The following is a 26,581-nucleotide window of genomic DNA, read 5'->3' as shown; positions in this document are numbered from 1 at the left end:
TCACCATCAGCGGAGCACCTTTCACGTGAACGACCAGCCGCGTCGCCGTCCCGCCAAGCCCCACCGCCGCCCGCAGAAGGACCCCGTCCGGTTCCTCGCCTTCGAGGCGCTGCGGGCCGTCGACGAGCGGGACGCCTATGCCAACCTCGTACTGCCCCCGCTGCTGAAGAAGGCCCGCGCCAAGGGTGACTTCGACGGCCGGGACGCGGCGCTGGCGACCGAGCTGGTCTACGGGACGCTGCGCCGGCAGGGCACGTACGACGCGATCGTCGCGGCCTGCATCGACCGGCCGCTCCGCGAGGTCGACCCGCCGGTCCTGGACGTCCTCAACATGGGCGTCCACCAGCTGCTGGGCACCCGCATCCCCACCCACGCGGCCGTCTCCGCCAGCGTGGAGCTGGCCCGGGTGGTGCTGGGCGAGGGGCGGGCGAAGTTCGTCAACGCGGTGCTGCGCAAGGTCACCGCGCACGACCTGGACGGCTGGGTGGAGAAGGTCGCGCCCGCGTACGAGGAGGACGCCGAGGACCACCTCTCCATCGTCCACTCGCACCCCCGCTGGATCGTCTCGGCGCTGTGGGACGCGCTGGGCGGCGGCCGGGCCGGGATCGAGGACCTGCTGGAGGCCGACAACGAGCGGCCCGAGGTGACCCTGGTGGCCCGCCCCGGCCGCTCCACCACCGACGAGCTGGTCAAGGCGCTCGGTGACGAGAACTCGCTGCCGGGCCGCTGGTCCCCGTACGCCGTCCGGATGGCCGAGGGCGGCGAGCCCGGCGCGCTCACGGCGGTCCAGGAGGGCCGGGCGGGGGTCCAGGACGAGGGCAGCCAGCTGGTGGCCGCCGCCCTCGCCGCCGCCTCCGTGGAGGGCCGCGACACCCGCTGGCTGGACGGCTGCGCGGGCCCCGGCGGAAAGGCCGCCCTGCTGGCCGCCCTCGCCGCCGACCGGGGCGCGACCCTGCTCGCCGCCGAGAAGCAGCCGCACCGCGCCCGGCTGGTGGAGCGGGCGCTCGCCGGCCACCCGGGTCCGTACCAGGTGGTCACCGCCGACGGCACCCGCCCGCCGTGGCTGCCCGGCACCTTCGACCGCATCCTGATGGACGTGCCGTGCTCGGGCCTGGGCGCGCTGCGCCGCCGCCCGGAGGCCCGCTGGCGGCGTCGTGCCGAGGACCTGGAGAGCTTCGCCCCGCTCCAACGCGGGCTGCTGCGCGAGGCGTTGAAGGCCGTACGGGTCGGGGGCATCGTCGGCTACGCGACCTGCTCGCCGCACCTCGCGGAGACCCGGGTGGTCGTCGAGGACGTACTGAGGGGGCGCGGCGGCGAGCCGGTGGAGGCCGAGTGGGTCGACGCCCGCCCGCTGATGCCGGGGGTGCCCGCGCTGGGGGAGGGGCCCGACGTCCAGCTGTGGCCGCATCTGCACGGGACCGACGCCATGTATCTCGCTCTGCTGCGCAGGACCGGCTGAATATCGCCCCGACACGGGACCTCTCCACACAGCAAAAAAACGGTAAAGCGCAGGCAAATTGCCGGGAATGTGCGAACTGTGATGGCCGGGTGAGGCTTTGGCGAACGCCGGGGCGGGGAACCGGCGCGGAACGTGGCAGGCTTGGGTCATGGCGCAGATCAACCCCAGCATCCTGTCCGCCGATTTCGCGCGTCTCGCCGAGGAGGCGAAGGCCGTCGAAGGCGCGGACTGGCTCCATGTCGACGTGATGGACAACCACTTCGTGCCCAATCTGACCCTCGGCGTGCCGATCGTCGAGGCGCTGGGCAAGGCCACGGACACCCCGCTGGACTGCCACCTCATGATCGAGGACCCGGACCGCTGGGCCCCGAGTTATGTGGAGGCCGGAGCGGGCTCGGTCACCTTCCACGCGGAGGCCGCCGCGGCTCCGGTGCGCCTCGCGCGGGAGATCCGGGCGAAGGGGGCGCGCGCCTCGATGGCGCTCAAGCCCGCGACACCCATCGAGCCGTACGAGGACCTGCTCCCCGAGCTCGACATGCTGCTGATCATGACGGTCGAGCCGGGATTCGGCGGCCAGGCCTTCCTGGACATCATGCTGCCGAAGATCCGTCGCACCCGGGAACTGATCAGCAAGCACGGCCTCGAGCTCTGGCTCCAGGTCGACGGCGGGGTCTCCGCCACCACGATCGAGCGGTGCGCCGAGGCGGGCGCCGATGTCTTCGTCGCGGGTTCGGCGGTGTACGGGGCCAAGGACCCGGCGGCCGCGGTGCGGGGTCTGCGGGCGCAGGCGGAGGCGGTCACGGCCGCCGCGCCCTGGGCTTGCGGCCACTGAGCAAAGGGCAGATGAACGCGGCCCGACGGGGCCGATCAAGGATCGCCGGATCTGACAGGATGAAGGCGAATCGGGCGTGTGAACAGCAGTGAGGAGATCGCGGTGTCTGGCATCTCGGCGGGTCGGTCAGCCATGCGGATGGGACCCGCGGAGCTGGTGCAGGCGGCGGCCATGGCCCGCCGGTTCTACCTGGAGGGCAAGTCCAAGATCCAGATCGCCGAGGAGTTCGGCGTCAGCCGCTTCAAGGTGGCCCGGGTCCTGGAGACGGCCCTGGAGCGTGATCTCGTACGGATCGAGATCCGGGTGCCGGCCGAGCTGGACGCCGAACGCTCGGACGCGCTCCGGGCCCGCTACGGGCTGCGCCACGCGGTCGTCGTCGAGTCCCCCGCCGAGGAGCAGGAGGACGCCCCCGACCCCGAGAACCTGGGCGAGGTCGCGGCCGACCTCCTCGGCGAGCTGGTGGCCGAGGGCGATGTCCTCGGCCTGGCCTGGGGCCGATCCACGATCCACATGGCGGCCGAGCTCGACCGGCTGCCGCCCTGCACGGTCGTCCAGCTGACCGGCGTCTACGACGCGGGCACCGCCGAGCGCGGTTCCGTCGAGGCGGTCCGCCGTGCCGCCCAGGTCTCCGGCGGCGAGGCCCACCCCATCTACGCCCCGATGCTGCTGCCCGACCCCGCGACGGCCGCCGCGCTGCGGGAGCAGACGGGCATCGCCCGCGCCTTCGAGTACTTCGACAAGGTGACGGTCGCCGCGGTGTCGATCGGCTCCTGGGAGCCGGGCATCTCCACCGTCCACGACATGCTCTCCGACGAGGAGCGCGCCCACTACGCCTCCCTCGGTGTCGCCGCCGAGATGTCCGCGCATCTCTTCGACTCCGACGGCCGGAGAGTCGGCCGCGACCTGGGCGAGCGTTGCATCACCGTGGAGGCGGACCGGCTGCGCCGGATTCCCGAGGTGGTGGCGATCGCCGGCGGCCTGCGCAAGGCGGCCGCGATCGGGGCCGTACTGCGGTCGGGCCTGGTCACCAGCCTGGTGACGGACACCGCCGCAGCCGACTACCTGCTCACCGAGTCGGCGGCCGGCGTACGCCCGGCGCTGGAGCGGGCCGACCCGGACGGGGAGTGACCCGGAGCGGAAGCTGACACGAGGCGGCCGGGCACCCCCAGGGGTGCCCGGCCGCTCCCGTGACGCCTCAGCCCTGCCGCGGGGCGTCCGCCGTGCACGGCGTCGCCTGCGCGTGGTCGGGCGCTATGCCCAGCACGGTCTCCTCCAGATACTCCTCGGGCTCCTCGTACTGGCCGACGTCCGCCGGGTTGTAGCGCGGGGTCCGGCGCGACCAGTCCAGGTTCCCGCGCATCCAGCTGCGCATCCCCTCCAGGTAGGGCACCAGTAGGCCGGTCAGCTCCGGATACAGCTCCAGCAGCTCGTCCTCGGCGGTCAGGAACCGCTCCGTCTCCAGCGCCAGCCGCTCCGCGACATGGTCCAGCGCCTGCTGCTCGCCGAGACCCCGGTGGTGGCGGACCAGATGGACGAGGTTGTGGATCTCGCCGAGTACCTGCTCCTTCTCGAAGGAGTACACGTCGTTGGCCCAGCACACGTGGTTGCAGGAGGCTTCCAGGGCGGTGATGAACCGGGGGTCGTTGTGGAGCGACTCCGGCGCCTCGATGCCGGTGACGATCTCTATGAGGTCCATGCAGACGTGGATGGCCCCGGTGTGCCGCCGCTTGGCGATGTACGTCTCTTCGGAGGGCACCATGTCGTTCGCGCGGTTGCCCGCCTCCCAGGTGGTGGCCGTCGTGAGGTAGGTGACCAGATGCCAGGCGAACCGGGTCCGCCAGTGCGGAGCCGCGTCCGGTGTCGTACGTTCCCACAGGTCCATCAGGGCGATCACGGCGGCCGGCAGTTCCTCACCCGGCAGGGGCCCGGGAGCGGTGCCGTCCACGACGGCGCGCATCCGTTCGACCACGGCGCGTACCAGCTCGGGGGAGCGGCCCAGATGGCCGTCGTCGAGCTGGTCGTCGACGAGGAACAGCCAGACGAACCAGTCGGCCACCAGATCGAGGTGTTCCGGGTCGGCCGTCGGGTAGACCATGCCGACGAACGCGCCGAAATCGGCTTGTTCGAAGCGGTTCATCGCGGACTCGCGGTGCACCAGACCCGTCTGTCTGATCCAGGTGGCCAGGTGACCGCGGGTGTGCCCGACGTGCGGGTTGGTCCGCTCGGGGAACGGGCAGTAGATGTCCGGCAGTTCGCTGTCCACGGGCGGATCTGGATCCTCTCCGGTCAAACGGTGTGCCCGGGCCGCCGATGTGCCGGAGCGGCACCTCGGACACCCCCGAGACCTGCGGCTTTGAAGCTACCTGACCCCTTGTCACCGGGTCCAGGGATGGTGATCACGAATGATTCGAATCCCGTTCGGGTAGAGTCCGTGGGTAAGGCAGGTTCCACTTGCCCGGGCCCCCCCGACCGCCTCCTAGGAGGCCTCCAAGCGCCTTTTGGAGGAACTGACGAACGCGGGGGTCTTTTGCTGTGTCTTCGTGGAAACGACCTGCACCGTTTCGTATGAAAAAATGAGTGTTATGCGCTTTCTTGAGCCGGGCACCGGTCGCTACACAGACTCCTCCGTGGTTCCGTACGACCTCACCTACGACGACGTCTTCATGGTCCCGGGCCGTTCCGCCGTCGGCTCCCGCCAGGCCGTGGACCTCTCCTCGCCCGACGGCACGGGGACGACGATCCCGCTCGTGGTCGCCAACATGACCGCCATCGCGGGCCGCCGGATGGCCGAAACCATCGCCCGCCGCGGCGGGCTCGTCGTCATCCCCCAGGACATCCCGATCGACGTCGTCACCGACGTCATCACCTGGGTCAAGACGCGCCACCTCGTCCTGGACACCCCGATCGAGCTGGCTCCCGGCCAGACCGTCGCCGACGCCCTGTCCCTGCTGCCCAAGCGGGCGCACGGCGCGGGTGTCGTCGTGGACGAGGACCGCCGCCCGGTCGGCGTCGTCACCGACCACGACCTGACCGGCGTCGACCGCTTCACCCAGCTCTCCGAGGTCATGTCCAAGGACCTGGTGGTCCTGGACGCGGACATCGACCCGCGCGACGCGTTCAACAAGCTCGACGGCGCCAACCGCAAGCTCGCGCCCGCCGTGGACAAGGACGGCCGGCTCGTCGGCATCCTCACCCGCAAGGCCGCCCTGCGCGCCACCCTGTACACCCCCGCCACCGACGCCCAGGGCAAGCTGCGCATCGCCGCCGCCGTCGGCATCAACGGCGATGTGGCGGGCAAGGCCAAGCAGCTCCTGGACGCCGGCGTCGACACGCTCGTCGTGGACACCGCCCACGGCCACCAGGAATCCATGATCAGCGCGGTCCGCGCCGTACGGGCCCTGGACCCGCAGGTCCCGATCGTCGCGGGCAACATCGTCGCCGCCGAGGGCGTGCGCGACCTGATCGAGGCCGGAGCCGACATCATCAAGGTCGGCGTCGGCCCCGGTGCCATGTGCACCACCCGGATGATGACCGGCGTCGGCCGGCCGCAGTTCTCCGCCGTCCTGGAGTGCGCCGCCGAGGCGAAGAAGCACGGTAAGCACGTCTGGGCGGACGGCGGCGTCCGCCACCCGCGCGATGTGGCCATGGCGCTGGCCGCCGGGGCGTCCAACGTGATGATCGGCTCCTGGTTCGCGGGGACGTACGAGTCGCCCGGCGACCTCCAGCAGTCCGCCGACGGCCGCTACTACAAGGAGTCCTTCGGGATGGCCTCCGCGCGTGCCGTGAAGAACCGCACGTCGGACGAGTCCGCGTACGACCGGGCCCGCAAGGCGCTCTTCGAGGAGGGCATCTCCACCTCGCGCATGTTCCTCGACCCGACCCGCCCGGGCGTCGAGGACCTGATCGACTCGATCATCGCGGGCGTCCGCTCCTCCTGCACCTACGCCGGCGCGGCCTCCCTGGAGGAGTTCGCAGAGAAGGCGGTCGTCGGCGTCCAGAGTGCCGCCGGATACGCCGAGGGCAAGCCGCTGCACGCCAGCTGGAGTTGATCCTCCCGGCTCCTGACGCCCCCGCCCCTTCCGGTGACCGCCGGGAGGGGCGGTGTCGTACCGGGCCTTCGAGGTGGCCGGGATGCCGCTTCAACTCTGTTGGAACATAAGTAATATGAAGCGCTATCAGCTGCCTCCCTCTCTGCGGTAAGGGATCTCATGTCCTTCTTCACTGACCTGGCCCATCAGTACATCGACGGCGAGTGGAGGCCGGGGAAGGGGTCCTGGGACATCATCGACTTCAACCCCTTCGACGGCGAGAAGCTCGCCTCGATCCCCGTCGCCACTGCCGAAGAGGTCGACCAGGCCTACCGCGCCGCCGAGCGGGCCCAGCAGGCATGGGCCGACACCAACCCCTACGCCCGGCGCACGGTCCTGGAGAAGGCGCTGCGCATCGTCGAGGAGCGCGAGCCGGAGATCGCCGAGGCCATCGTCGCCGAGCTCGGCGGCACCCACCTGAAGGCCGGCTTCGAGCTCCACCTGGCCAAGGAATTCCTGCGTGAGGCCATCCAGCTCGCCCTGCGCCCGGCCGGCCAGATCCTCCCCTCGCCGACCGAGGGCAAGGAGAACCGCGTCTACCGGGTGCCCGTCGGGGTCGTCGGCGTCATCAGCCCCTTCAACTTCCCCTTCCTGCTCTCCCTCAAGTCCGTCGCCCCCGCCCTCGCGCTCGGCAACGCGGTCGTCCTCAAGCCGCACCAGAACACCCCGATCTGCGGCGGCACCCTGCTGGCCAAGGTCTTCGAGGACGCCGGGCTGCCCGCCGGACTGCTCAACGTCGTCGTCACCGACATCGCGGAGATCGGCGACACCCTGCTGGAGCACCCCGTACCGCAGGTCATCTCCTTCACCGGCTCGGACAAGGTCGGCCGGCACGTCGCCACCGTCTGCGCCGCCAACCTCAAGCGCGCCGTCCTCGAACTCGGCGGCAACAGCGCCCTGATCGTGCTGGACGACGCCGATGTGGACTACGCGGTCGACGCCGCGGTCTTCAGCCGCTACGTCCACCAGGGCCAGGTCTGCATGGCCGCCAACCGGATCCTGGTCGACCGGGCGATCGAGGCGGAGTTCACCGAGAAGTTCGTCGCCAAGGTCGCCTCCCTCACCGTCGGGGACCCGGCCGACCCCGCCACCCAGATCGGTCCCCTGATCAACTCCTCGCAGGCCGAGTCCATCTCCCGGCTCGTCGACCAGACCGTCGAGGCCGGCGCCACCGCCCTGCTCCACGGCCGCGCCGACGGCAACCTGGTCAGCCCGTCCGTGCTGACGGGCCTGCCCGCCGACTCGCCGGTCCTCCAGCAGGAGATCTTCGGCCCGGTCGCCCTGCTCGTCCCCTTCGACGGCGAGGACGAAGCCGTCCGCATCGCCAACGACACCCCGTACGGGCTCAGCGGCGCCGTGCACACCGGCAACATCGAGCGCGGGGTGCGGGTCGGGCAGCGCATCCACACCGGCATGATCCACATCAACGACGGCACCGTCCACGACGAGCCGATCGTCCCCTTCGGCGGCGAGAAGAGCTCGGGCCTCGGCCGGCTGAACGGCGAGTCGATGGTGGAGGCCTTCACCACGCAGAAGTGGATCTCCGTCCAGCACGGCCGCTCGCAGTTCCCGTTCTGACCGCTCCCCGGTCCCGTTCCTCCTGCCGGCTTCCCCCTGCCGGCCGGTCCAGGTCACCTTCCGACCGGGGTCACCCCGGTCACCTTCCCTGCGCCGAGCACGCCCGCGACGGCGGCTCATGGTCTACTGCGGGAGGCGGCACACTCCGCCTCCCGCAGCCGCCCCACCGCAGAGAAGTGAACCGCCCGACGTGCGCCTGAACGACCTCGACGAACGCATCGTCCACGCCCTCGCCGAAGACGCCCGGCGCTCCTTCGCCGACATCGGCGCGATCGTCGGCCTCTCCGCCCCCGCCGTGAAACGCCGCGTCGACCGGCTCCGCGCCGAGGGCGCGATCACCGGCTTCACCGTGCGCGTCGACCCGGCCGCGCTCGGCTGGGAGACCGAGGGGTTCATCGAGATCTACTGCAGCCGCAACACCTCCCCGGAGGCGATCAAGCAGGGCCTCGCCCGCTACCCGGAGATCGCCGCGGCCTCCACCGTCACGGGCGACGCGGACGCGGTGGTCCAGGTCTTCGCCGCCGACATGCGCCACTTCGAGCAGGTGTTGGAGCGGATCGCGGGGGAGCCGTACGTCGAGCGCACCAAGTCCGTCCTGGTGCTCTCACCGCTGCTGCGCCGGTACTCCGCGGAGGCGCCGCCCGCCTAGAGCGACGCGGCACGTCGGCCCGCGGAGCCCGGGACCGGTGCTTCCGCGCCGGCCGTGGACGCCGCCTCAGGCGGCGACCAGACGGCGCAGCGCGCGGCGGGCCAGCGGCGCGTAGCCGATGACGACCGGAGCGGGACCGTCGATGCGCAGCTCGGTCCGGGAGCCCGAGGGAGAATGTGCTCGGACGGCGTGCCACAGGCGCATCCGCACCGGGCCCACCTGGACCCGCCACTGCCAGGTGCGGGCTTGGTGGTCGACGTGCTCGACGACGAAGGCGACGCTCGGCCCCACCACGGGCACCACCCGGCCGCGCATGCCGGCCCGCAGCTCGGCCTCGGACTCGACCGCCTTGATCTGCGGAGACCAGGTCGGCCAGGCTTCCGTGCGTACGTACCGGTCCCAGGCCGTCTCCACGCTTGCCGGGCCGACGGCGTGCACCGTGCTTCTCATCCGCCCATCATGCGCGCGGCACGGCGGAATCCGCCTGCGACACGTCGGCGGAAACCCCCGGGGCAGTGGCCCACATCACCCCGCTGAGCTGCGGTGATTCCCTACGCAACGTTTCGCCGCCACAGGCTCTTCCCGCGCAACGAATCGACGGTGGATGCGCAACACTCGCGCCTTGTCCGGGGTGAGAGGCGCCACGTACCTTCGATATGTCTCCCCACCCCGCCCGCACCGTCCGAGGTCAGCCATGCCGCCGTTGCGTACCGCCCTGCTCCAGAGTTCCGGACGGCCCGGTGCCGTCGCCGAGAACCTGAAGACGCTGGACGAGGCCGCCGCGCGGGCCGCCGGGACCGGCGCCCGGCTGCTGGTCGCCCCCGAGCTGTTCCTGACCGGGTACGCCATCGGCGAAGCCGTCCCCGAGCTGGCCGAGCCCGTCGACGGCCCGGGCGCCCGGGCCGTCGCCGAGATCGCCGTACGCCACGGCCTCGCCGTCCTGTACGGCTACCCGGAGCGCGACGGCGAGCGGATCTTCAACGCGTCCCAGCTGATCGGCCCCGACGGCGCACCGCTGGCGAACTACCGCAAGACCCACCTCTTCGGCTGCTTCGAGCAGGAGTGGTTCACCCCCGGCGACCGGCCCGTCGTCCAGGCGGAGCTGGACGGCATCCGGATCGGCCTGCTGATCTGCTACGACGTCGAGTTCCCGGAGAACGTACGGGCGCACGCCCTCGCCGGCACCGACCTGCTGCTGGTGCCCACCGCGCAGATGCACCCGTTCCAGTTCGTCGCCGAATCGGTCGTCCCGGTACGGGCCTTCGAAAGCCAGATGTACGTGGCGTACGTCAACCGCACCGGCCCGGAAGGCGAGTTCGAGTTCGTCGGGCTCAGCTGCCTGGCCGGCCCCGACGGCACCGTGCGCACTCGGGCCGGCCGCGGCGAGGAGCTCGTCGTCGGCGATGTGGACCCGGAGTTCCTGGCCGCGTCGCGCACCGCCAACCCCTACCTGCACGACCGCCGACCCGGTCTGTACGGCTCCCTCGGCTGAGCCCGCCCCCTCCCCGCAGAACTTCCTCTCCCCGTCATCGCGCAAGGAGTCCGTACCCCATGACGTCCACGGTGCCCAACGCCGTCCAGCACACCGACGCGGCCGCCCCGCCGATCACCATGTTCGGGCCGGACTTCCCGTACGCGTACGACGACTACCTCGCCCACCCGGCCGGCCTCGGGCAGATACCGGCGACCGAGCACGGCCAGGAGGTCGCCGTCATCGGCGGCGGGCTCTCCGGCCTCATCGCCGCGTACGAGCTGATGAAGATGGGGCTCAAGCCCGTCGTCTACGAGGCCGACGAGATCGGCGGCCGGCTGCGGACCGTCGGCTTCGACGGCTGCGACCCCTCGCTCACCGCCGAGATGGGCGCCATGCGCTTCCCGCCGTCCTCCACGGCGCTCCAGCACTACATCGACCTGGTCGGTCTGGAGACGCGGGCCTTCCCCAACCCGCTCTCCCCGGCCACGCCCTCGACCGTCGTGGACCTCAAGGGCGAGTCGCACTACGCCGAGACCATCGACGACCTGCCGCAGGTCTACCGCGATGTGGCGGACGCCTGGGGCGCCTGCCTGGAGGAGGGCGCCGACTTCTCCGACATGAACCGGGCGCTGCGCGAGCGCGACGTACCGCGCATCCGGGAGATCTGGGCCAAGCTCGTCGAGCAGCTCGACAACCAGACCTTCTACGGCTTCCTCTGCGCCTCCGACGCCTTCAAGTCCTTCCGGCACCGCGAGATCTTCGGTCAGGTCGGCTTTGGCACCGGCGGCTGGGACACCGACTTCCCCAACTCCATCCTGGAGATCCTGCGGGTCGTCTACACCGAGGCCGACGACCACCACCGCGGCATCGTCGGTGGCAGCCAGCAGCTCCCGCTGCGCCTGTGGGACCGCGAGCCGCAGAAGATCGTCCACTGGCCGCTGGGTACCTCGCTGGCCTCCCTGCACGGCGGTGAGCCGCGAGGCGCCGTGACCCGGCTGACCCGTACGGCGGGCAACCGCATCACGGTCACCGACGCCACCGGCGACATCCGCACCTTCCGGGCCGCCGTCTTCACCGGCCAGTCCTGGCTGCTGCTCTCCAAGATCGACTGCGATGACGCGCTCTTCCCGATCGACCACTGGACGGCGATGGAGCGCACTCACTACATGGAGTCGTCCAAGCTGTTCGTGCCGGTCGACCGGCCGTTCTGGCTGGACAAGGACGAGACCACCGGCCGCGACACCATGTCGATGACGCTCACCGACCGGATGACCCGGGGGACGTACCTCCTGGACGACGGGCCGGACAAGCCCGCCGTCATCTGCCTCTCCTACACGTGGTGCGACGACAGCCTGAAGTGGCTGCCGCTGTCCCCGAAGGAGCGGATGGAGGTCATGCTCAAGTCGCTCGGGGAGATCTACCCGAACGTCGACATCCGCAGCCACATCATCGGCAACCCGGTGACCGTCTCCTGGGAGAACGAGCCCTACTTCATGGGCGCGTTCAAGGCGAACCTGCCCGGCCACTACCGCTACCAGCGGCGGCTGTTCACCCACTTCATGCAGGACCGGCTGCCCGCCGACAAGCGCGGCCTGTTCCTCGCGGGCGACGACATCTCCTGGACGGCCGGCTGGGCCGAGGGTGCCGTGCAGACCGCGCTGAACGCGGTGTGGGGCGTCATGCACCAGTTCGGCGGGGCGAGCGACCCGACCAACCCCGGCCCGGGCGACGTCTTCGACGAGATCGCCCCGGTGGAGCTCCCGGAGGACTGAACCGGCGCCGGGACACCTGCGCGGGCGTCAGCGGCACGGGGTGAGCAGGAAGCGCACCACCAGCCCGGCGCCCGCGTCGGTCTGCCGCCGGAACTCCTGTGCCGGTGAAGGCGGTTCGCGCAGCCGCCAGAGCACCTGCGCCGCCGACCAGGCGGCCTCACGGGCCCGCTCCAGGCTCCAGGAACTCACCAGATGGGTCAGCGGATCGGCGATGCGGAGCAGATCGGGGCCCGGCATCAGCTCGTCGTGGATCCGCTCCTCCAGCAGCGCGAGGAGGTCGCCCACCCGCTCGAACTCCCCTTCCAGCTCCGCCGGTTCGCAGTCGCGGGTACGGCAGGTGTCCACGACGGCCAGGGCGAGGTCGTGCGCGATGTGCGCATGGAGACCGCCGAGGGCGAACTGCACCGGGCGTACGCCGGGATGGCGCCGGTACTGGAACAGCGGACGCCGGCACGCCGCCGGGCGCCCGCCCGCCTCCGCCTCGTCGAGCGCGGACAGGTAGCGCTCCGCCAGCCGCACCTCCAGAGTGGTGGCGCCCTGACCGCCGCCGGAGCCCCCGCGCACCGCTTCCGCACCGGGCACCGCTTCCGCACCGGGCACCGCTGCCGCGCCGGGCACCGCTTCCGCGCCGCGCACCGTCTCCGCGACCGCGACCCGGATCTCGTGGAAGACCCCGATCCCGTCCCCGGTCGGCCAGGTGCGGCGGAGCGCACGCATCCGCTCGATCACCGTGTCCATCCCCGCCACGGGAGTGCCGGGGCCGGCCGGTTCCGGGAACTGTTCGATCTGCGCCATGTGCGGAGCGTGGCAGCCACAGGCTCGACACGGCGCCGACCGGCCGAATGTTCATCGGAACGGACGAACGACGGTGCCGGAAGAAGTGGTTCGAGGAGTGCCAGGCATCCGCGCCCGACGCCGCATCACCCGCCGGGCACGCCGTCGTTCGATCCGGCCGCCCGGCGGCCCGGCCTGCTGCTCAGACCTTCCCGGGTCCCGGCTTCTCGTCCCCCGGCCCCTCGTCGTACGCCGACGTGCCGGAGTCCAGCAGCGGTTCCTGGGTCTTGAGGTGCGCCGGGGCGAAGGCGCGCAGCACGTGGTAGCCGGTGATCACGACGAGGGTGCCGAGCGCGATACCGCCCAGCTCGAAGTTGTCGGTGATCTTCAGGCTGACCCCGCCGACGCCGATGACGATGCCCGCGGCGGCCGGTACCAGGTTGAGCGGATTGCGCAGGTCCACCCGGCCGTTGAGCCAGATCTGCGCGCCGAGCAGGCCGATCATCCCGTACAGGATCACGGTGATCCCGCCGAGCACCCCACCCGGGATCGCGGCGACGACCGCGCCGAACTTGGGGCAGAGGCCGAAGAGCAGGGCGAAGCAGGCCGCCGCCCAGTAGGCCGCCGTCGAGTACACCCGGGTCGCGGCCATCACGCCGATGTTCTCGGAGTACGTGGTGTTGGGCGGGCCGCCCACGGCGGTGGAGAGCATCGACGCGGCGCCGTCCGCCGCGATGGCGGTGCCCAGCTTGTCGTCCAGCGAGTCGCCGGTCATCTCGCCGACGGCCTTCACATGGCCCGCGTTCTCCGCGACCAGCGCGATCACCACGGGCAGCGCCACCAGGATCGCGGACCACTCGAAGGCCGGCGCGTGGAAGGACGGCAGGCCGACCCAGTCCGCCGCGCCCACCCCCGACAGGTCCAGGCGCCAGTGGTCGACGGCCTCCGCGCCGCCGGCCGGGGAGTGGATCTTCCCGAACGCCAGGTCCAGCACCCAGGAGAGCAGATAGCCGAAGACCAGCCCGAGGAAGATCGCGATCCGGGAGAGGAAGCCGCGCAGGCACACCACGGCCAGGCCGGTGAAGAGCATCACCAGCAGCGCGGTCCACTGGTCCTGCGGCCAGTACGTCGACGCGGTCACCGGCGCCAGGTTGAAGCCGATCAGCATCACCACCGCGCCGGTCACCACCGGTGGCATCGCCGCGTGGATGATCCGCGCGCCGAACCGCTGCACCGCGAGACCCACCAGGAACAGTGCGGCGCCGACCACCAGCACCGCGCCCGTGACGGTCGCGCTGTCACCGCCGCCCGCCCGGATGGTGGCCGCGACCCCGACGAAGGAGAGCGAGCACCCCAGATAGCTGGGCACCCGGCCCTTGGTGGCCAGCAGGAAGATCGCGGTGGCGACCCCGGACATCATGATGGCGAGGTTCGGGTCGAGCCCCATGAGCACCGGAGCGACGAACGACGCCCCGAACATCGCCACCACGTGCTGTGCGCCTAGGCCGAAGGTACGGGGCCAGGAGAGCCGCTCGTCGGGGCGGACCACCGCCCCGGGCGCGGGGGTCTTCCCGTCGCCGTGCAAGGTCCAGCGCACGCCGAGGCTCATGGTTGCTCCCTGAAGGTCTGCTCGGTGTGCCGGCCGGTCTGCGACCCGGTGTTCGGTGTTCACCTGCGGAAAGATCAGCGCCATGGTAGTGGTGCGGCGGCACGGCAGCCGCGCCGAGGTCGGCCGCCGCGTCGCCGTGGCACCCGCGACGCACCCCCGCGTCGCTGCCGCGCCCGCACCCGCCCCGTAGGTCGGCACACCTATGACGCGCCCCGTACCACGCCCCACTCACCCCGCGTCGCCGCACGCCCGCGACCCCGCCCGCCGCTTCGCAGGCTCAGCCCCCGGCCGGGCTACGGACCGCCGCGCCGCCCACCGCCGAGCCGGTGGCCTGGGATCCGCCCTTCCGGTCGCCCGCCCGTAGCACCCCGGCGCCCAGTACGAGGCCGAACGCCAGCACGGTCACCACGCCGAAGGACACGACCAGCGAGGTGGTCTCCGCCAGCGCGCCGATCGCGGAGGGGGCGATCAGACCCGAGGTGTACGTGATGGTGGCGACACCCGCGATGGCCTGGCTCGGGTTCGGCCCGCTGCGCCCGGCCGCCGCGAAGGCGAGCGGGACCACGACGGCCACCCCAAGACCCAGCAGCCCGAAGCCGCACATCGCCGCCGCCGGAGCGGGCGAGAAGACCACGAGCAGCCCGCCCGTGGTGGCCAGCAGCCCTCCCGCCCGTACGGTCCGCACCGCGCCGAACCGGTCCACGATCCGGTCCCCGGCGAGCCGCGCCACCGCCATCGTCAGGGCGAACGCCGTGGTGGAGGCGGCCGCGATCCCGTCCGAGCTGCCCAGCACGTCCCGCAGGTAGACCGCCGACCAGTCCAGGCTCGCGCCCTCGGCGAACACCGCGCAGAACCCGACGGCCCCGATGATCAGCGCGGATTTCGGCGGCAGGGTGAAGCGCGGCGGCGGCTCCTCGTCCGGTTCGCTGCGCAGATCCAGCACTCCCCGGCAGGCGAACAGCCCCAGCGCCGTCAGTACCAGCGCGGCCACCGTGTGGTGGAGGCGGGCGTCGGCACCGACATGGGCGGCGACCGTGCCCGCCGCCGAACCGGTCAGCGCCCCCACGCTCCACATCCCGTGCAGCCCCGACATGATCGACTTGTCGAGACGGTTCTCCACCTCCACGCCCAGGGCGTTCATCGCCACGTCGGACATCCCGGCCATGGCCCCGTAGGCGAACAGGGCGGCGCACAGGGTCAGCAGGTTCGGTGCCAGCGCGGGCAGGATCAGCGCCAGCGTCCACAGGGCGAGCAGTCCGCGCAGGGCGGTCCGCGCGCCGAAGCGGTGGCTGATCCGGCCCGCCAGCGGCATCGCTATCGAGGCGCCGATCGCCGGGAAGGCCAGCGCGAAACCGAGCTGGCCCGCGCTCACCCCGGCGTGGTCCTGGATCCAGGGCACCCGGGTCGCGAAGCTGCCGGTCACCGCTCCGTGCACCGCGAAAACGGTGGCGACGGCGATCCTGGCCCGCTTCACCCGCTCCGTGCTGTAGACCGTGGCGGTCGATTCCTTCGTCATGCGGTCGTGCCCTCCCCCTGAGGATTGCGGTGCGCAGGCCCTTCCTGGCGCTCCCGCTCCTCGCTGCGTCGCGTAAACTATCAGGAACCCTGCCTGATAAATAGTTCTTTCAAGAAGCTCCCGTACCGACCCGGGAAGGAGGCTCCGCCGTGGTCTGGAAGGATCCCGGTATGCCCGCATCACCGAGCACGGCTCGGGCCATCAACGACCGGCTCGCCCTGCGACTGCTCCAGCAGGACGGGCCGTTGACGGCCGCGCAACTCAAGACCCTGACCGGACTGTCCCGCCCCACCGTCGCCGACCTGGTCGAACGGCTCCAGGACGCCGGGCTGATCCATGTCGTCGGCGAGTCCGGCGCCGTACGCCGGGGCCCCAACGCGAAGCTGTACGGGATCGTCGCCGACCGGGCCCGCCTCGCCGCCCTCGACGTACGCACCGGAAGCGTCTCCGTGGTGGTCGCCGACCTGCTCGGGACCACACTGGCCGAGGCCACCCTGCCCATCGCCGAGGGCACCGGGACCGGGTCCGCCGTCGAACAGGCCGTCGCCCTCCTGGAGCGCACGGCCCACGAGGCGGGGTCCGTGCCCCTGCACAGTGTCGGCATCGGGGCCCCGGGCCTGATCGACCCGGCCACCGGCGAGCTGCGCGACAGTTCCGGCCTGCCCGCCTGGCACCGGGGCCTGGTCCGGGTGCTCCAGCAGCGGCTGCCGGCCACCGTCCTGGTCGAGAACGAGACCAACCTCGCCGCCGTCGCGGAACACCGGGCCGGGGCCGCCCTCGACCGCGAGACCTTCGTCCTGATCTGGCTGGGCCAGGGCATCGGGGCCGCCGTCATGCTGGACGGCAAGCTGCGCCAGGGCGCCTCCGGAGGCGCCGGGGAGATCGGCTTCCTGCCGGTGCCCGGGGTGGCCGGGCTGCCCTCGGCGGTCGACTGCGAGGGCGGCTTCTACTCGCTGGCCGGCTCGGCCGCCCTCTGCGAACTCGCCGCCCGGCACGGCATCGAGGTGCCCGCGCGAACGGCTCAGGAGTCGACCGGAGGCCAGCAGGAGGCGACCGCGGTGGCCGCCGTGCGCACCGCGCTGGCGGCGGGGGAGCGGGGGGAGCCGTTCCTGGACGAGCTGGCCGACCGGCTCGCTCTCGGGGCCGCGGCCGTCGTCTCGGTCCTGGACCCCGGCTGCGTCCTCCTGGCGGGCGCGGTCGGGGAGGCCGGCGGGGCCCCGCTCGCCGCCCGGGTCGAGGAGCGCCTCGCCCTGATGTCACCGCTGCGCACCGAGGTCCGGGCCGGCTCGCTGGGGGACGGGGCGGTGCTGCGCGGGGCGCTGCTCGCCGCCCGGGACGCGGCCCAGGACGCGCTGTTCGCGCCGGGCGGCTGAGAGGGGCCGGGAGCTCCGCAGGGCCCCCGCCCAGCCGGGCAGCCCGTTCGGCGGTGAGGGGCCGGGGGCTCCACAAGGCCCCCGCGCAGCCGGTACGGCGGTGAGGGGCCGGGGGCTCCACAAGGCCCCCGCGCAGCCGGTACGGCGGTGAGGGGCCGGGGGCTCCGCAAGCCTCCCGCGCAGCCGCCCAGCCGCCCAGCCGCCCAGCCGCGCAGCCCGTAAGCCGGTGCGAGCCCGGGCGGCTCGGGAAACGTACGGCGTACGAGGGGGAGCGACGGCTGAGACCACGGACGACGGCTCCCTCGGTGCGCAGCCGTTCGGCGACCCGACGGCCGAGCGCTCCGGTGGCGCCGGTGACCAGAACCGTCGTCATGGGGCCGGCCTGCCAGAGCCGGGACCAGGTCGCGGCGGGAGCGCGGGAAGCCCCGGCGGTGGACGCCGGGGCTTCTCGGGAAGGGGCCGGGGGCCGCGGTGAGCTGGGGCGATCAGCTCACCGTCGTACGTCCGCTAGCAGGCGCCGAGGTCCTTCCAGACGCCCCACTGGCCCGTGGTTCCGGGCTTCTCGCCCTTCGTCCACCAGGAGGCCTTCCACTGGCGGCCGTCCTGGCTGACGGTGGAGCCGCCGCCGTACTCGGTGGCCGCGTTCCACGCCGGGGCCGAGCAGGTGCCGCCCGGCTGCGTCGGGGTCGGTGTGGGGGTCGGGGTGGGGGTGGGGCCCGTCGGGTCCGGGGTCGGGGTCGGCGTCGGCGTGGGGTTCGTGCCGGTGCCGGGCTCGACCAGGGTGGTGCCGCGGGCCAGGTCACCGGCGAGGGAGTAGGACTTCCCGCCGAAGGTCACGGTCCAGTTGGACGGGGTGGAGGTGGGCAGGTAGTAGACGAAGTCCAGCTCCACCGAGGCGCCGGGGGCCAGCGTCTGCCAGGCCGGGAGCTTCAGGGAGACCCGGTTGTAGGGGCCCTTCAGACCGCCGATGTTGTTGGCCGCCGTGTGGTCGCTGCGGATGATCGACGTACCGAACCCGGACTGGTCCTTGGCGTTGGCCGGGGCGGAGGTGGAGTAGTCGAACTGGAACTCCGTGCCTCCGGGCAGCGTGGCCTTGGTGCGGTTGGTGATCTTCAGCTTCGGGCTGATCGGGTAGTTGGAGTCACCGAGGGCGAACTGGCCGAAGGAGACGTCGATGTCGACGGCCTGGGTCGGCAGGTCGATGGTGGAGCGCTTCGCGCCGTACGGGGTCGCCGACTTGAAGGCGTCGTACATCGCCGTGGTCAGCGTGTCGCCGGCCTCGTACTGGCCCTTGCCGGCGTCCCACCGGTAGTCGCCCGCCAGCTCCCAGATCATCGCGCCGCCGATGCCCTTGTCGACCACGTAGTCGGCCTTGCGCTTCACCGACTGCTCGTCCTCGGTGGAGAGGAAGACCTTCTTCTGGGCGTTCCACAGCCACGGCGCGACCAGCGTCGAGTCGTACTTGCGGACGTAGGCGCCGGTCAGCTGGGTGTTCGCCGGGAAGCCGTAGTCGGTGACGTAGTCGCCGACGATGCCCTTCTCCAGGTTCTTCGCGTGCCACATCGGGTTGGAACCGGCAGGGGATTCCTGGCCGTTGGTGTCCTTGTCGTGCCACAGGTTGTCGATGCCGACCGCGCCGTCACCGCACTTGGTCAGACCGGCGCCCGCCGGGCAGTTCGTCGCGGCGGCCTTGCCCCACAGGCCGTCGGTGCCGCCCTGGACGTTCTTGAAGCCCCGGGTGTAGTACGGCAGGCCGATGTTGATCCGGCCGGCCGGCATCGAGCCGCGGAAGTAGTGGTAGGCCCAGTCGGTGTTCAGGTAGCCGGTGCCGGCGTACTGCGAGGTGGAGTAGACACTCCCCTGGGCGAGCTCGTTGTCCTTGCCGTCGTCGAACAGCGAGGCGTTCGGGCCGACGTACTCGTTCCAGGCGCCGTGCAGGTCGTAGGACATGATGTTGACGTAGTCCAGGTACTTCTGCATCTGGTACGTCTCCATGCCCCGCAGCAGGTAGCCGGAGGAGGGGGCGGCGACGGTCAGCAGGTAGTGCTTGCCGTCGGCGGCACCCGCGCGGTCGAGCTTCTCGCGCAGGGTCTTCATCAGGGCGTCGTAGCCCTTCACCAGGCCCGCGCGGCGGCCATTGGCCAACGTGTGGTCCATGGGGTTGCCGGCGTCCTTCATGGACGTCGCGTACTCGTAGTCGATGTCGACGCCGTTGAAGCCGTACTTCTTGATGAAGGAGACGGCCGAGTCGGCGAAGGTGTTGATGCCGCTCTGGTTGACCGAGCCGTCGGCGTTGGTCGCCATCGAGTAGAAGCCGCCGGAGTTGACGCGCTTGCCGTCCGGGCCGAAGTAGCCGCCGGTCTCGGCCCAGCCGCCCACGGAGACCAGGGTCTTCACGTCCGGGTGCTGCTTCTTGTACTTGGTCAGCAGGTTGAAGTGCCCCTTGTAGGGGAGCGCCGGGTCCATCTCGGCGCCTGCGACACCGGGCCAGGTCATTCCCGTGGAGGCGTTGTCGGCGCCGTCGGGGCCGACCGAGAGCTTGTTGGAGCCGTCGACGTGCGCGAAGGCGTAGTTGAGGTGCGTGACCTTGTCCCAGGGGATGTTCGGGACAAGGTAGGCGTCCTTGCCGTCCTTGCCGGTACGCCAGTTGGTGAAGTAGCCGATGACGCGGCGCTTGTGGTCGGCGCCCATCTTCTCGCGTCCCTCACCGTCGTAGACGGAGCAGTAGGGGACGTCGACACCGGGGGTCCTGTGGAGCCCGTCGGGGCGACAGGACTCCTGGTCGGAGGCGGCGGCCGACGGGGTGGCGGCGAGGGAGCTCATCAACAGGCCGGCGACGGCGGCGCCGGCGGCGAGCAGCGTGGCTCTCGCTCTGGTGGGGGACAGCATGTGGACGTTCCTCCTGGGGAGGTCGGCAGAACACAACTGGCGAGAAGGGGGTGGGTCGTGTCGGGGTCCCGGTGTGCGCACACCGGGACCGAACCTCGGAGGTGACGCAGAGATTAAGAGGACTAGACCAGAGCGTCAATAGGTCTGGACCTTTAGCGATCAACTTTGTCGATGACTACGTTGTCGGCCGATCACCGGTGTCCGCCGGCGATGGGCCTCGCCGAGATCCCGGCACCAGGATCGCGCCAGGTGTCCTGTGACCCAGCCCACACCGCTCACTCGCATGGTCGAGGAGCGCCCGTGGCAGACTGGTTCCGTACCAGTAGCAGCGCACTCCGGGGTCGGTGCAATTCCGAACCGGCGGTTATAGTCCGCGACCCGTCCGCAGCCAGCGGCCGGTTGACCAGGTGAGATTCCTGGACCGACGGTTAAAGTCCGGATGGGAGGCAGTGCGCGGCGGTTCTTCATCGGTACGCCGCCGTAGGCGGACGCATGGCCGGGATTCTCCGGACCCCTTGCGTCCCTTCTTCGGTTTTCGGCGTGTTCCCTGGTGAGTCGCTTCATCTGTCGTCATCGACAGGCCCCGGAGTCCGTGCCCGAAGAGGCAGGAGGACCCGGTGGCCACCGCAGCCGACATCACCGCCATGGGCCGAGCGATCACGCTCGCCGCCCGCGGTCTCGGCTCCACCAGCCCCAACCCGGTCGTCGGATGTGTGATCACCGACGCCTCCGGAGCCGTGGCCGGTGAAGGCTTCCACCAGCGCGCCGGAGGGCCGCACGCCGAGGTCCACGCCCTGCGCGCGGCCGGCGAGCGGGCCCGGGGCGGCACCGCCTACGTCACCCTGGAACCCTGCAACCACACCGGCCGCACCGGCCCCTGCGCCCAGGCCCTCCTGGACGCCGGGATCAGCCGGGTCGTGTACGCGGTCGGCGACCCGAACCCGCAGGCCACCGGGGGCGCCGACACCCTGCGCGCGGCCGGGGTCCAGGTCGAGCAGGGGCTCCTCGCCGACCAGGCCGAGACGGGCAACGCCGCCTGGCTCACCTCGGTGCGCCTGAGCCGCCCGTACGTCCTGTGGAAGTACGCCGTCACCCTGGACGGCCGCATCGCCGCCGCCGACACCACCAGCCGTTGGATCACCTCGCCCGAGGCCCGCGCCGACGTCCACCGGCTCCGCGCCGAGGCCGACGCGGTGGTCGTGGGCTCCGGCACCGCCCGCGCCGACGACCCCCAGCTGGGCGTACGCGGGATCGACGGCGCCACCCAGCCCCTGCGCGTCGTCGTCGACACGAACGCCACCACCGTGAAGCCCGGCGCCCGCGTCCTGGACGACACCGCGCCCACCCTGATCGCGGTCGCCGACGACGCCCCGGCCGGCCACCTCCCCGAGCACGCCGTCCTGCGGCTGCCCCGCGCGGCCACCGGCCCCGGCCTGGACCTCGACGCCCTCCTCGCGGCCCTGCACGAGCGCGGCGTCCGCTCCGTACTCCTCGAAGGCGGCCCCACCCTCGCCGGTGCCTTCGTCGGCGCGGGAAAGGTCGACAAGGTCGTCGGCTACCTCGCCCCGGTGCTGCTCGGCGCGGGCCCCGCGGCCCTCGGCGACGCCGGAATCACCACCATCTCCCGGGCGTTGCGCCTCGATGTGACCGAGACCGTCCGCATCGGCCCCGATCTGCGCATCACCGCCGCCCCCGCTCCTGCTCGGAAGGGAAACTGAGTGTTCACCGGAATTGTCGAAGAACTGGGTGAGGTCACCGCCGTCGAGGAGCTCGCCGACGCCTCCCGCTTCCGGCTGCGCGGCCCTGTCGTCACCGACGGCGCCAAGCACGGCGACTCCATCGCGGTGAACGGCGTCTGCCTCACCGTCGTGGAGAGCGGCGACGGCGAGTTCACCGCCGATGTGATGGCCGAAACCCTCAAGCGCTCCAGCCTCGGCGCCCTCGCCACCGGCTCCCGGGTCAACCTGGAGCGCCCGATGGCGCTCGGCGGCCGGCTCGGCGGGCACATCGTCCAGGGGCACGTGGACGGCACCGGCACCATCGTCGAGCGCACCCCCTCGGAGCACTGGGAGCTCGTCAAGGTCTCCCTGCCGCCCGAGCTGACCCGGTACGTCGTCGAGAAGGGCTCCATCACCGTCGACGGCGTGAGCCTCACCGTCGTGGAGGCGGCGGCCGACTTCTTCACCATCAGCCTCATCCCCACCACCCTCGCCCTGACCACGCTCGGCCACAAGCAGCCCGGCGACCCGGTCAACCTGGAGGTCGACGTGATCGCCAAGTACGTCGAGCGGCTGCTCGGGGACCGGTCCGGGTCCGCACAGGGCCTGCTGCCGGGCGACCGGGCCGGACAGGACCCGCGATGAACGCCGCCTCCTGGCTCAACTCCGAGGCCTTCACCGTGTTCGGCCAGCACATCAAGTGGTCGGACATGATCGGCAACGTCATCGGCCTGATCGCCCTGGCCCTCGGCTGGCGGCGCTCCATCTGGACCTGGCCCGCCCAGCTGCTCTCCGGCGCCATCCTCCTGGTCGCCTTCGCCTCCGCGCACCTCTCCGGCAGCGCGGGCAAGCAACTGGTCGTCATCGTCGTGGCCCTGTGGGGCTGGTGGTCCTGGAACCGCGGCAAGCAGCGGGCCCAGGACGGTTCCATCGCCGTCCGCTTCGCCACCTGGCGCGAGCGCGGCGTGCTGATCGGCGCCGCCGCGCTCGGCACCCTCGCCGTCGGCGGCCTGTTCACCGCGTTCCCCTCGCTCTCCTGGGACCCGTGGCCGGACGCGTACATCTTCGTCGGCACCGTCGTCGCGATGTACGCCCAGGCCCGCGGCATGGTCGAGTTCTGGTTCGCCTGGCTCCTGGTCGACCTCGTCGGCGTACCCCTGAACTTCGCCAACGGGTTCGCCTTCTCCGGCTTCGTCTACGTCATCTACGGCGCCCTCGTCCTGTGGGGGATGCGCGACTGGTGGCTGCGTACGCGGACACCCGCTCTGGAAGGAGCCACGGCATGACTGCCCAGCCCACCTGGCTGCACCCCGGCCACGACCCGCTCTCCGAGGACCTCGCCCTGGACCCGGTCGAGCAGGCCGTCCGCGACATCGCCGCCGGCCGGCCCGTCGTCGTCGTGGACGACGAGGACCGCGAGAACGAGGGCGACCTCGTCATCGCCGCCGAGATGGCGACCCCGGAGATCGTCGCCTTCATGATGAGCGAGTGCCGCGGCCTGATCTGCGCCCCGATGGAGAACGACGAGCTGGAACGCCTCGAACTCCCGCAGATGGTCGCGCGGAACACCGAGTCGATGCAGACCGCCTTCACCGTCTCCGTCGACGCCTCCGCCGCCCACGGCGTCACCACCGGCATCTCCGCCGCCGACCGCGCCACCACCCTGCGGATGCTCGCGGGCGGCGTCGCCGGCCCCGGCGACTTCGTCCGCCCCGGTCACATCTTCCCGCTGCGCGCCCGCTCCGGCGGCGTCCTCGCCCGCAACGGCCACACCGAGGCCGCCGTCGACCTCGCCCGGCTCGCCGGACTGCGCCCCGCCGGGGCCATCGTGGAGATCGCGGGGGAGGACGGCACCATGCTCCGGCTGCCCGAGCTGGTCCCCTTCGCCCGCAAGCACGGCCTGACGATCATCTCCATCGAGGACCTGATCGCCTACCGCCGCAGCGCCGAGCCGACCGTCCGCCGTGAGGCCGCCACCCGGCTGCCCACGGCGTTCGGCGACTTCACCGCGTACGGCTACCGCTCCACCGTCGACGGCGTCGAGCACGTCGCCCTCGTCCACGGCGACCTCACCGACGGCGGCGGCGAGGACGTCCTCGCCCGGATCCACTCCGAGTGCCTGACCGGCGACATCTTCCAGTCCCAGCGGTGCGACTGCGGCCCTCAGCTGCAGGCCTCCATGCAGCGGATCACCGAAGCGGGCCGGGGCGTCGTCGTCTACCTCCGCGGCCACGAGGGCCGCGGCATCGGCCTGCTCTCCAAGCTGCGCGCGTACGAACTCCAGGAGCGCGGGGTGGACACCCTCGACGCCAACCTGGAGCTCGGCCTGCCGGCCGACGCCCGCGACTACGCCGCCGGCGCCCAGATCCTCAAGGACCTCGGTGTACGCAGCCTGCGGCTGATGACCAACAACCCCGACAAGACCGCGGCCGTCCTGCGCCACGGGCTCGCCGTCACCGGCCGCGAGCCCATGCCCGTCCAGGCCGGCGAGCACAATCTGCGGTACCTGCGCACCAAGCGCGACCGCATGGGCCACGACCTGCCCTGGCTCGAAGGCGCCGCGGCCTCGACCTGCGCCAACCAGTGACGACCACCACCACGCGACGAGCGACACGAACAACAGGAGAGACATGAGCGGCAAGGGTGCACCCGAACTGTCCGTACGCAACTGCGCCGACCTGCGGGTGGCCGTCATCGCGGCCCAGTGGCACGAGAAGGTCATGGACGGTCTCGTCGACGGCGCCCTGCGCGCCCTGCACGAGCTGGGCATCGACGAGCCGACCCTGCTCCGCGTCCCCGGCTCCTTCGAGCTGCCCGTCGTCGCCAAGGCGCTCGCCGGCCGCGGTTACGACGCGATCGTCGCCCTCGGCGTGATCACCCGGGGCGGTACCCCCCACTTCGAGTACGTGTCCCAGGGCGTCACCCTCGGCCTCACCCAGGTCACCGTCGACACCGGCGTCCCCGTCGGCTTCGGCGTACTGACGTGCGACACCGAGGAGCAGGCGCTCGACCGGGCCGGCATCGAGGGGTCCAACGAGGACAAGGGGCACGAAGCGGTCACCGCCGCCGTGGCCACCGCGGCCACGCTGCGGACCGTCAGCGAACCCTGGCGCTGAGTACGCCCCGGCGACCCCGTATTCTGAGGACCATCATGGCCAACAAAACCTTCGAAGAGCTCTTCGCCGAGCTCCAGCTCAAGGCCGCCGAAGGCGACCCCTCCACCTCGCGCACCGCCGAACTGGTGGACAAGGGCGTGCATGCCATCGGCAAGAAGGTCGTCGAGGAGGCCGCCGAGGTCTGGATGGCCGCCGAGTACGAGGGCAAGGAGGCCGCCGCCGAGGAGATCTCCCAGCTGCTGTACCACGTCCAGGTGATGATGGTCGCCCGCGGTATCTCCCTCGACGACGTCTACGCCCACCTCTGAGCCGGTCCCGGCACCGGCCGCGAAGAACCGCCCGCACACTTTTTCCGCACACCTCCGCACAAAGGAACCCGACCTCATGCTGCGCATCGCCGTCCCCAACAAGGGTGCACTCTCCGGCTCTGCGATGGCGATGCTCCATGAGGCCGGCTACCAGCAGCGCAAGGAGTCCAAGGAACTGGTCCTGGTCGACCCGGGCAACGAGGTCGAGTTCTTCTACCTCCGCCCCCGGGACATCGCGATCTACGTCAGCTCCGGCAGGCTCGACATCGGGATCACCGGCCGCGACCTGCTCCAGGACTCCGGCGCGGACGCCGAGGAGATCCTCCAGCTCGGCTTCGCCCGCTCCACCTTCCGCTACGCCACCAAGCCCGGCACCGCCACGGGCCCGCAGGACTTCGACGGCATGACGATCGCCACCTCCTACGAGGGCATCGTCGCCGCCCACCTCGCCCAGGCCGGCGTCGAGGCGTCCATCGTCCACCTCGACGGCGCGGTCGAGACCGCCATCGAGCTCGGCGTCGCCCAGATCATCGCCGACGTGGTGGAGACCGGCACCAGCATGCGCAACGCCGGACTCGAAGTGATCGGCGACCCGATCATGACCTCCGAGGCCGTCGTCATCCGCCGCAACGGCGCCCCCACCGACGACCCCAAGGTCCAGCAGTTCCTGCGCCGCCTCCAGGGCGTCCTGGTCGCCCGGTCCTACGTGATGATGGACTACGACTGCCGCGTCGAGCACCTGGAGCGCGCCGTCGCCCTCACCCCGGGCCTGGAGTCGCCGACCATCTCCCCGCTGCACCACGAGGGCTGGGTCGCCGTCCGCTCCATGGTCGCCGCCAAGGAGGCCCAGCGGATCATGGACGACCTGTACGAGCTCGGCGCCCGCGCCATCCTCACCACGGCCATCCACGCCTGCCGCCTCTGAGCGCCCCGGCCACCGCACCCCCGAGAGAAGACCCCGATGTCCGCGCCCCGGCCCGAACTCCCCACCCTCCCGGTCACCTTCCGGCCCACCCGCACCCGGGTGGTCCTGCTGAGCGTGGGCCTGGCGATGTTCCTCGTCATCACGGTCGTCGCGCTGATGCTGGAGCGGCTCAACCCCGCCGAGCGGGTCAGCTTCATCTTCGTCGCCGCGCTCTTCTTCGGCGTCCTGGCCCTGCTCAGCAGGCCCAAGGTGACCGCCGACGACACCGGGGTCACCGTCGTCAACCTCACCCGGACCCGCAGGCTGGCCTGGCAGGAGATCCTCCGCGTCAACCTGCGGTCCGGCGACCCCTGGGTCTTCCTCGACCTCAGCGACGGCACCAGCATGCCCGCCCTCGGCATCCAGCCCGGCATCGCCAAGCAGCAGGCCATCCGCGACGCCCGCGCCCTGCGCGCCCTCGCCGAGTCCCGCTCCGCCACCGGCGACGACACCCGCTGACCG

At 71.6% G+C, this 26,581-nt stretch carries 23 protein-coding genes, 1 pseudogene and 1 riboswitch; of the genes and pseudogenes, 17 read left to right on the top strand and 7 right to left on the bottom strand.

What is annotated here, in order from left to right:
* Positions 1 to 25 precede the first annotated feature (25 nt).
* The 3 genes from ACIQAK_RS30300 to ACIQAK_RS30290 all read left to right on the top strand — a co-directional run bounded on the left by ACIQAK_RS30300 (position 26) and on the right by ACIQAK_RS30290 (position 3,419).
* The gene (locus ACIQAK_RS30300) at positions 26 to 1,459 is read left to right on the top strand and encodes a transcription antitermination factor NusB (RefSeq protein WP_366392141.1); all 1,434 of its coding nucleotides are present in this window, start codon (positions 26 to 28) and stop codon (positions 1,457 to 1,459) included.
* A gap of 148 nt (positions 1,460 to 1,607) precedes the next feature.
* The gene (rpe, locus tag ACIQAK_RS30295) at positions 1,608 to 2,291 is read left to right on the top strand and encodes a ribulose-phosphate 3-epimerase (protein ID WP_366392142.1); all 684 of its coding nucleotides are present in this window, start codon (positions 1,608 to 1,610) and stop codon (positions 2,289 to 2,291) included.
* 132 nt (positions 2,292 to 2,423) lie between these two features.
* A complete protein-coding gene (locus tag ACIQAK_RS30290; protein ID WP_366392143.1) occupies positions 2,424 to 3,419 on the top strand; it encodes a sugar-binding domain-containing protein in 996 nt (331 codons plus the stop codon).
* A gap of 67 nt (positions 3,420 to 3,486) precedes the next feature.
* On the opposite strand, the gene ACIQAK_RS30285 is transcribed toward ACIQAK_RS30290, so the two are convergent.
* Positions 3,487 to 4,554 (bottom strand): terpene cyclase, encoded by a 1,068-nt coding sequence (locus ACIQAK_RS30285; RefSeq protein ID WP_366392144.1) that lies wholly within the window; start codon positions 4,552 to 4,554, stop codon positions 3,487 to 3,489.
* Positions 4,555 to 4,873: 319 nt separating this feature from the next.
* On the opposite strand from ACIQAK_RS30285, the gene ACIQAK_RS30280 reads away from it, so the two are divergent.
* The 3 genes from ACIQAK_RS30280 (at position 4,874) to ACIQAK_RS30270 (ending at position 8,606) form a co-directional block, all read left to right on the top strand.
* Positions 4,874 to 6,340: a GuaB1 family IMP dehydrogenase-related protein gene (locus tag ACIQAK_RS30280; protein WP_366392145.1), complete on the top strand. Its 1,467-nt coding sequence runs from the start codon at positions 4,874 to 4,876 to the stop codon at positions 6,338 to 6,340.
* Between the two features lie 159 nt (positions 6,341 to 6,499).
* Entirely contained in the window at positions 6,500 to 7,957 is a 1,458-nt protein-coding gene (locus tag ACIQAK_RS30275; RefSeq protein WP_366392146.1) for an aldehyde dehydrogenase family protein, read from the top strand.
* A gap of 190 nt (positions 7,958 to 8,147) precedes the next feature.
* Positions 8,148 to 8,606, top strand: coding sequence for an Lrp/AsnC family transcriptional regulator (locus ACIQAK_RS30270; RefSeq protein WP_366392147.1), 459 nt, complete (start codon positions 8,148 to 8,150; stop codon positions 8,604 to 8,606).
* A 66-nt stretch (positions 8,607 to 8,672) separates the two neighbouring features.
* On the opposite strand, the gene ACIQAK_RS30265 is transcribed toward ACIQAK_RS30270, so the two are convergent.
* Positions 8,673 to 9,056 carry an SRPBCC family protein gene (locus ACIQAK_RS30265; protein WP_366392148.1) on the bottom strand — a complete coding sequence of 128 codons (384 nt, stop codon included), beginning with the start codon at positions 9,054 to 9,056 and terminating at the stop codon, positions 8,673 to 8,675.
* 244 nt (positions 9,057 to 9,300) lie between these two features.
* Here ACIQAK_RS30265 and ACIQAK_RS30260 point away from each other — a divergent pair, with 244 nt between their 5' ends.
* Positions 9,301 to 10,098: a carbon-nitrogen hydrolase family protein gene (locus tag ACIQAK_RS30260; RefSeq protein ID WP_366392149.1), complete on the top strand. Its 798-nt coding sequence runs from the start codon at positions 9,301 to 9,303 to the stop codon at positions 10,096 to 10,098.
* Between the two features lie 59 nt (positions 10,099 to 10,157).
* A complete protein-coding gene (locus ACIQAK_RS30255) occupies positions 10,158 to 11,852 on the top strand; it encodes an NAD(P)/FAD-dependent oxidoreductase (protein ID WP_366392150.1) in 1,695 nt (564 codons plus the stop codon).
* Between the two features lie 27 nt (positions 11,853 to 11,879).
* Here the strand turns inward: ACIQAK_RS30255 and ACIQAK_RS30250 are convergent, their stop codons facing one another.
* The 3 genes from ACIQAK_RS30250 to ACIQAK_RS30240 all read right to left on the bottom strand — a co-directional run bounded on the left by ACIQAK_RS30250 (position 11,880) and on the right by ACIQAK_RS30240 (position 15,751).
* Positions 11,880 to 12,647, bottom strand: coding sequence for a DUF5995 family protein (locus ACIQAK_RS30250; protein WP_366392151.1), 768 nt, complete (start codon positions 12,645 to 12,647; stop codon positions 11,880 to 11,882).
* 181 nt (positions 12,648 to 12,828) lie between these two features.
* Positions 12,829 to 14,235: a solute carrier family 23 protein gene (locus ACIQAK_RS30245; RefSeq protein WP_366392152.1), complete on the bottom strand. Its 1,407-nt coding sequence runs from the start codon at positions 14,233 to 14,235 to the stop codon at positions 12,829 to 12,831.
* 277 nt (positions 14,236 to 14,512) lie between these two features.
* The gene (locus ACIQAK_RS30240; RefSeq protein WP_366392153.1) at positions 14,513 to 15,751 is read right to left on the bottom strand and encodes an MFS transporter; all 1,239 of its coding nucleotides are present in this window, start codon (positions 15,749 to 15,751) and stop codon (positions 14,513 to 14,515) included.
* 170 nt (positions 15,752 to 15,921) lie between these two features.
* Here ACIQAK_RS30240 and ACIQAK_RS30235 point away from each other — a divergent pair, with 170 nt between their 5' ends.
* Positions 15,922 to 17,124 (top strand): ROK family transcriptional regulator, encoded by a 1,203-nt coding sequence (locus ACIQAK_RS30235; RefSeq protein ID WP_366392154.1) that lies wholly within the window; start codon positions 15,922 to 15,924, stop codon positions 17,122 to 17,124.
* 271 nt (positions 17,125 to 17,395) lie between these two features.
* Here the strand turns inward: ACIQAK_RS30235 and ACIQAK_RS30230 are convergent.
* Both ACIQAK_RS30230 and ACIQAK_RS30225 read right to left on the bottom strand, forming a co-directional pair.
* Positions 17,396 to 17,497: pseudogene (locus ACIQAK_RS30230) on the bottom strand (NAD-dependent epimerase/dehydratase family protein); the annotation flags it as partial.
* 134 nt (positions 17,498 to 17,631) lie between these two features.
* On the bottom strand, positions 17,632 to 20,013 hold the full coding sequence (locus ACIQAK_RS30225; protein ID WP_366392155.1) for a chitinase C-terminal domain-containing protein: 2,382 nt from the start codon (positions 20,011 to 20,013) through the stop codon (positions 17,632 to 17,634).
* A 326-nt stretch (positions 20,014 to 20,339) separates the two neighbouring features.
* Positions 20,340 to 20,470, top strand: a riboswitch (FMN riboswitch).
* A 160-nt stretch (positions 20,471 to 20,630) separates the two neighbouring features.
* On the opposite strand from ACIQAK_RS30225, the gene ribD reads away from it, so the two are divergent.
* The 8 genes from ribD to ACIQAK_RS30185 all read left to right on the top strand — a co-directional run bounded on the left by ribD (position 20,631) and on the right by ACIQAK_RS30185 (position 26,578).
* Entirely contained in the window at positions 20,631 to 21,731 is a 1,101-nt protein-coding gene (gene ribD, locus ACIQAK_RS30220; protein ID WP_366392156.1) for a bifunctional diaminohydroxyphosphoribosylaminopyrimidine deaminase/5-amino-6-(5-phosphoribosylamino)uracil reductase RibD, read from the top strand.
* A complete protein-coding gene (locus tag ACIQAK_RS30215; RefSeq protein WP_366392157.1) occupies positions 21,732 to 22,376 on the top strand; it encodes a riboflavin synthase in 645 nt (214 codons plus the stop codon).
* Positions 22,373 to 23,017, top strand: a complete 645-nt coding sequence (locus tag ACIQAK_RS30210; protein ID WP_366392158.1) for a nicotinamide mononucleotide transporter family protein — start codon at positions 22,373 to 22,375, stop codon at positions 23,015 to 23,017. The genes ACIQAK_RS30215 and ACIQAK_RS30210 overlap by 4 nt, the downstream gene beginning before the upstream one ends.
* A complete protein-coding gene (locus ACIQAK_RS30205; RefSeq protein WP_366392159.1) occupies positions 23,014 to 24,318 on the top strand; it encodes a bifunctional 3,4-dihydroxy-2-butanone-4-phosphate synthase/GTP cyclohydrolase II in 1,305 nt (434 codons plus the stop codon). The genes ACIQAK_RS30210 and ACIQAK_RS30205 overlap by 4 nt, the downstream gene beginning before the upstream one ends.
* 43 nt (positions 24,319 to 24,361) lie before the next feature.
* Entirely contained in the window at positions 24,362 to 24,847 is a 486-nt protein-coding gene (gene ribH, locus ACIQAK_RS30200) for a 6,7-dimethyl-8-ribityllumazine synthase (RefSeq protein WP_366392160.1), read from the top strand.
* A gap of 35 nt (positions 24,848 to 24,882) precedes the next feature.
* Positions 24,883 to 25,155, top strand: coding sequence for a phosphoribosyl-ATP diphosphatase (locus ACIQAK_RS30195; protein ID WP_018490177.1), 273 nt, complete (start codon positions 24,883 to 24,885; stop codon positions 25,153 to 25,155).
* A gap of 76 nt (positions 25,156 to 25,231) precedes the next feature.
* Positions 25,232 to 26,080 carry an ATP phosphoribosyltransferase gene (gene hisG, locus ACIQAK_RS30190; RefSeq protein WP_366392161.1) on the top strand — a complete coding sequence of 283 codons (849 nt, stop codon included), beginning with the start codon at positions 25,232 to 25,234 and terminating at the stop codon, positions 26,078 to 26,080.
* 36 nt (positions 26,081 to 26,116) lie between these two features.
* Positions 26,117 to 26,578 carry a PH domain-containing protein gene (locus tag ACIQAK_RS30185; RefSeq protein WP_366392162.1) on the top strand — a complete coding sequence of 154 codons (462 nt, stop codon included), beginning with the start codon at positions 26,117 to 26,119 and terminating at the stop codon, positions 26,576 to 26,578.
* The last annotated feature ends 3 nt before the right edge of the window (positions 26,579 to 26,581 follow it).

It is taken from the genome of Streptomyces sp. NPDC088706 (genome assembly GCF_044752765.1).
Taxonomy (GTDB): domain Bacteria; phylum Actinomycetota; class Actinomycetes; order Streptomycetales; family Streptomycetaceae; genus Streptomyces.
This window is presented reverse-complemented; position numbering and strand designations above follow the sequence as displayed.

Coding starts and splice junctions, on each gene's coding strand:
- ACIQAK_RS30250 (WP_366392151.1), bottom strand. CDS start 12,647: ATGGCGCAGATCGAACAGTTCCCGGAACCGGCCGGCCCCGGCACTCCC.
- ACIQAK_RS30260 (WP_366392149.1), top strand. CDS start 9,301: ATGCCGCCGTTGCGTACCGCCCTGCTCCAGAGTTCCGGACGGCCCGGT.
- ACIQAK_RS30245 (WP_366392152.1), bottom strand. CDS start 14,235: ATGAGCCTCGGCGTGCGCTGGACCTTGCACGGCGACGGGAAGACCCCC.
- ACIQAK_RS30195 (WP_018490177.1), top strand. CDS start 24,883: ATGGCCAACAAAACCTTCGAAGAGCTCTTCGCCGAGCTCCAGCTCAAG.
- ACIQAK_RS30235 (WP_366392154.1), top strand. CDS start 15,922: ATGCCCGCATCACCGAGCACGGCTCGGGCCATCAACGACCGGCTCGCC.
- ACIQAK_RS30275 (WP_366392146.1), top strand. CDS start 6,500: ATGTCCTTCTTCACTGACCTGGCCCATCAGTACATCGACGGCGAGTGG.
- ACIQAK_RS30225 (WP_366392155.1), bottom strand. CDS start 20,013: ATGCTGTCCCCCACCAGAGCGAGAGCCACGCTGCTCGCCGCCGGCGCC.
- ACIQAK_RS30265 (WP_366392148.1), bottom strand. CDS start 9,056: ATGAGAAGCACGGTGCACGCCGTCGGCCCGGCAAGCGTGGAGACGGCC.
- ACIQAK_RS30280 (WP_366392145.1), top strand. CDS start 4,874: ATGCGCTTTCTTGAGCCGGGCACCGGTCGCTACACAGACTCCTCCGTG.
- ACIQAK_RS30290 (WP_366392143.1), top strand. CDS start 2,424: ATGCGGATGGGACCCGCGGAGCTGGTGCAGGCGGCGGCCATGGCCCGC.
- ACIQAK_RS30210 (WP_366392158.1), top strand. CDS start 22,373: ATGAACGCCGCCTCCTGGCTCAACTCCGAGGCCTTCACCGTGTTCGGC.
- ACIQAK_RS30255 (WP_366392150.1), top strand. CDS start 10,158: ATGACGTCCACGGTGCCCAACGCCGTCCAGCACACCGACGCGGCCGCC.
- ribH (WP_366392160.1), top strand. CDS start 24,362: ATGAGCGGCAAGGGTGCACCCGAACTGTCCGTACGCAACTGCGCCGAC.
- ACIQAK_RS30240 (WP_366392153.1), bottom strand. CDS start 15,751: ATGACGAAGGAATCGACCGCCACGGTCTACAGCACGGAGCGGGTGAAG.
- rpe (WP_366392142.1), top strand. CDS start 1,608: ATGGCGCAGATCAACCCCAGCATCCTGTCCGCCGATTTCGCGCGTCTC.
- ACIQAK_RS30205 (WP_366392159.1), top strand. CDS start 23,014: ATGACTGCCCAGCCCACCTGGCTGCACCCCGGCCACGACCCGCTCTCC.
- ACIQAK_RS30185 (WP_366392162.1), top strand. CDS start 26,117: ATGTCCGCGCCCCGGCCCGAACTCCCCACCCTCCCGGTCACCTTCCGG.
- hisG (WP_366392161.1), top strand. CDS start 25,232: ATGCTGCGCATCGCCGTCCCCAACAAGGGTGCACTCTCCGGCTCTGCG.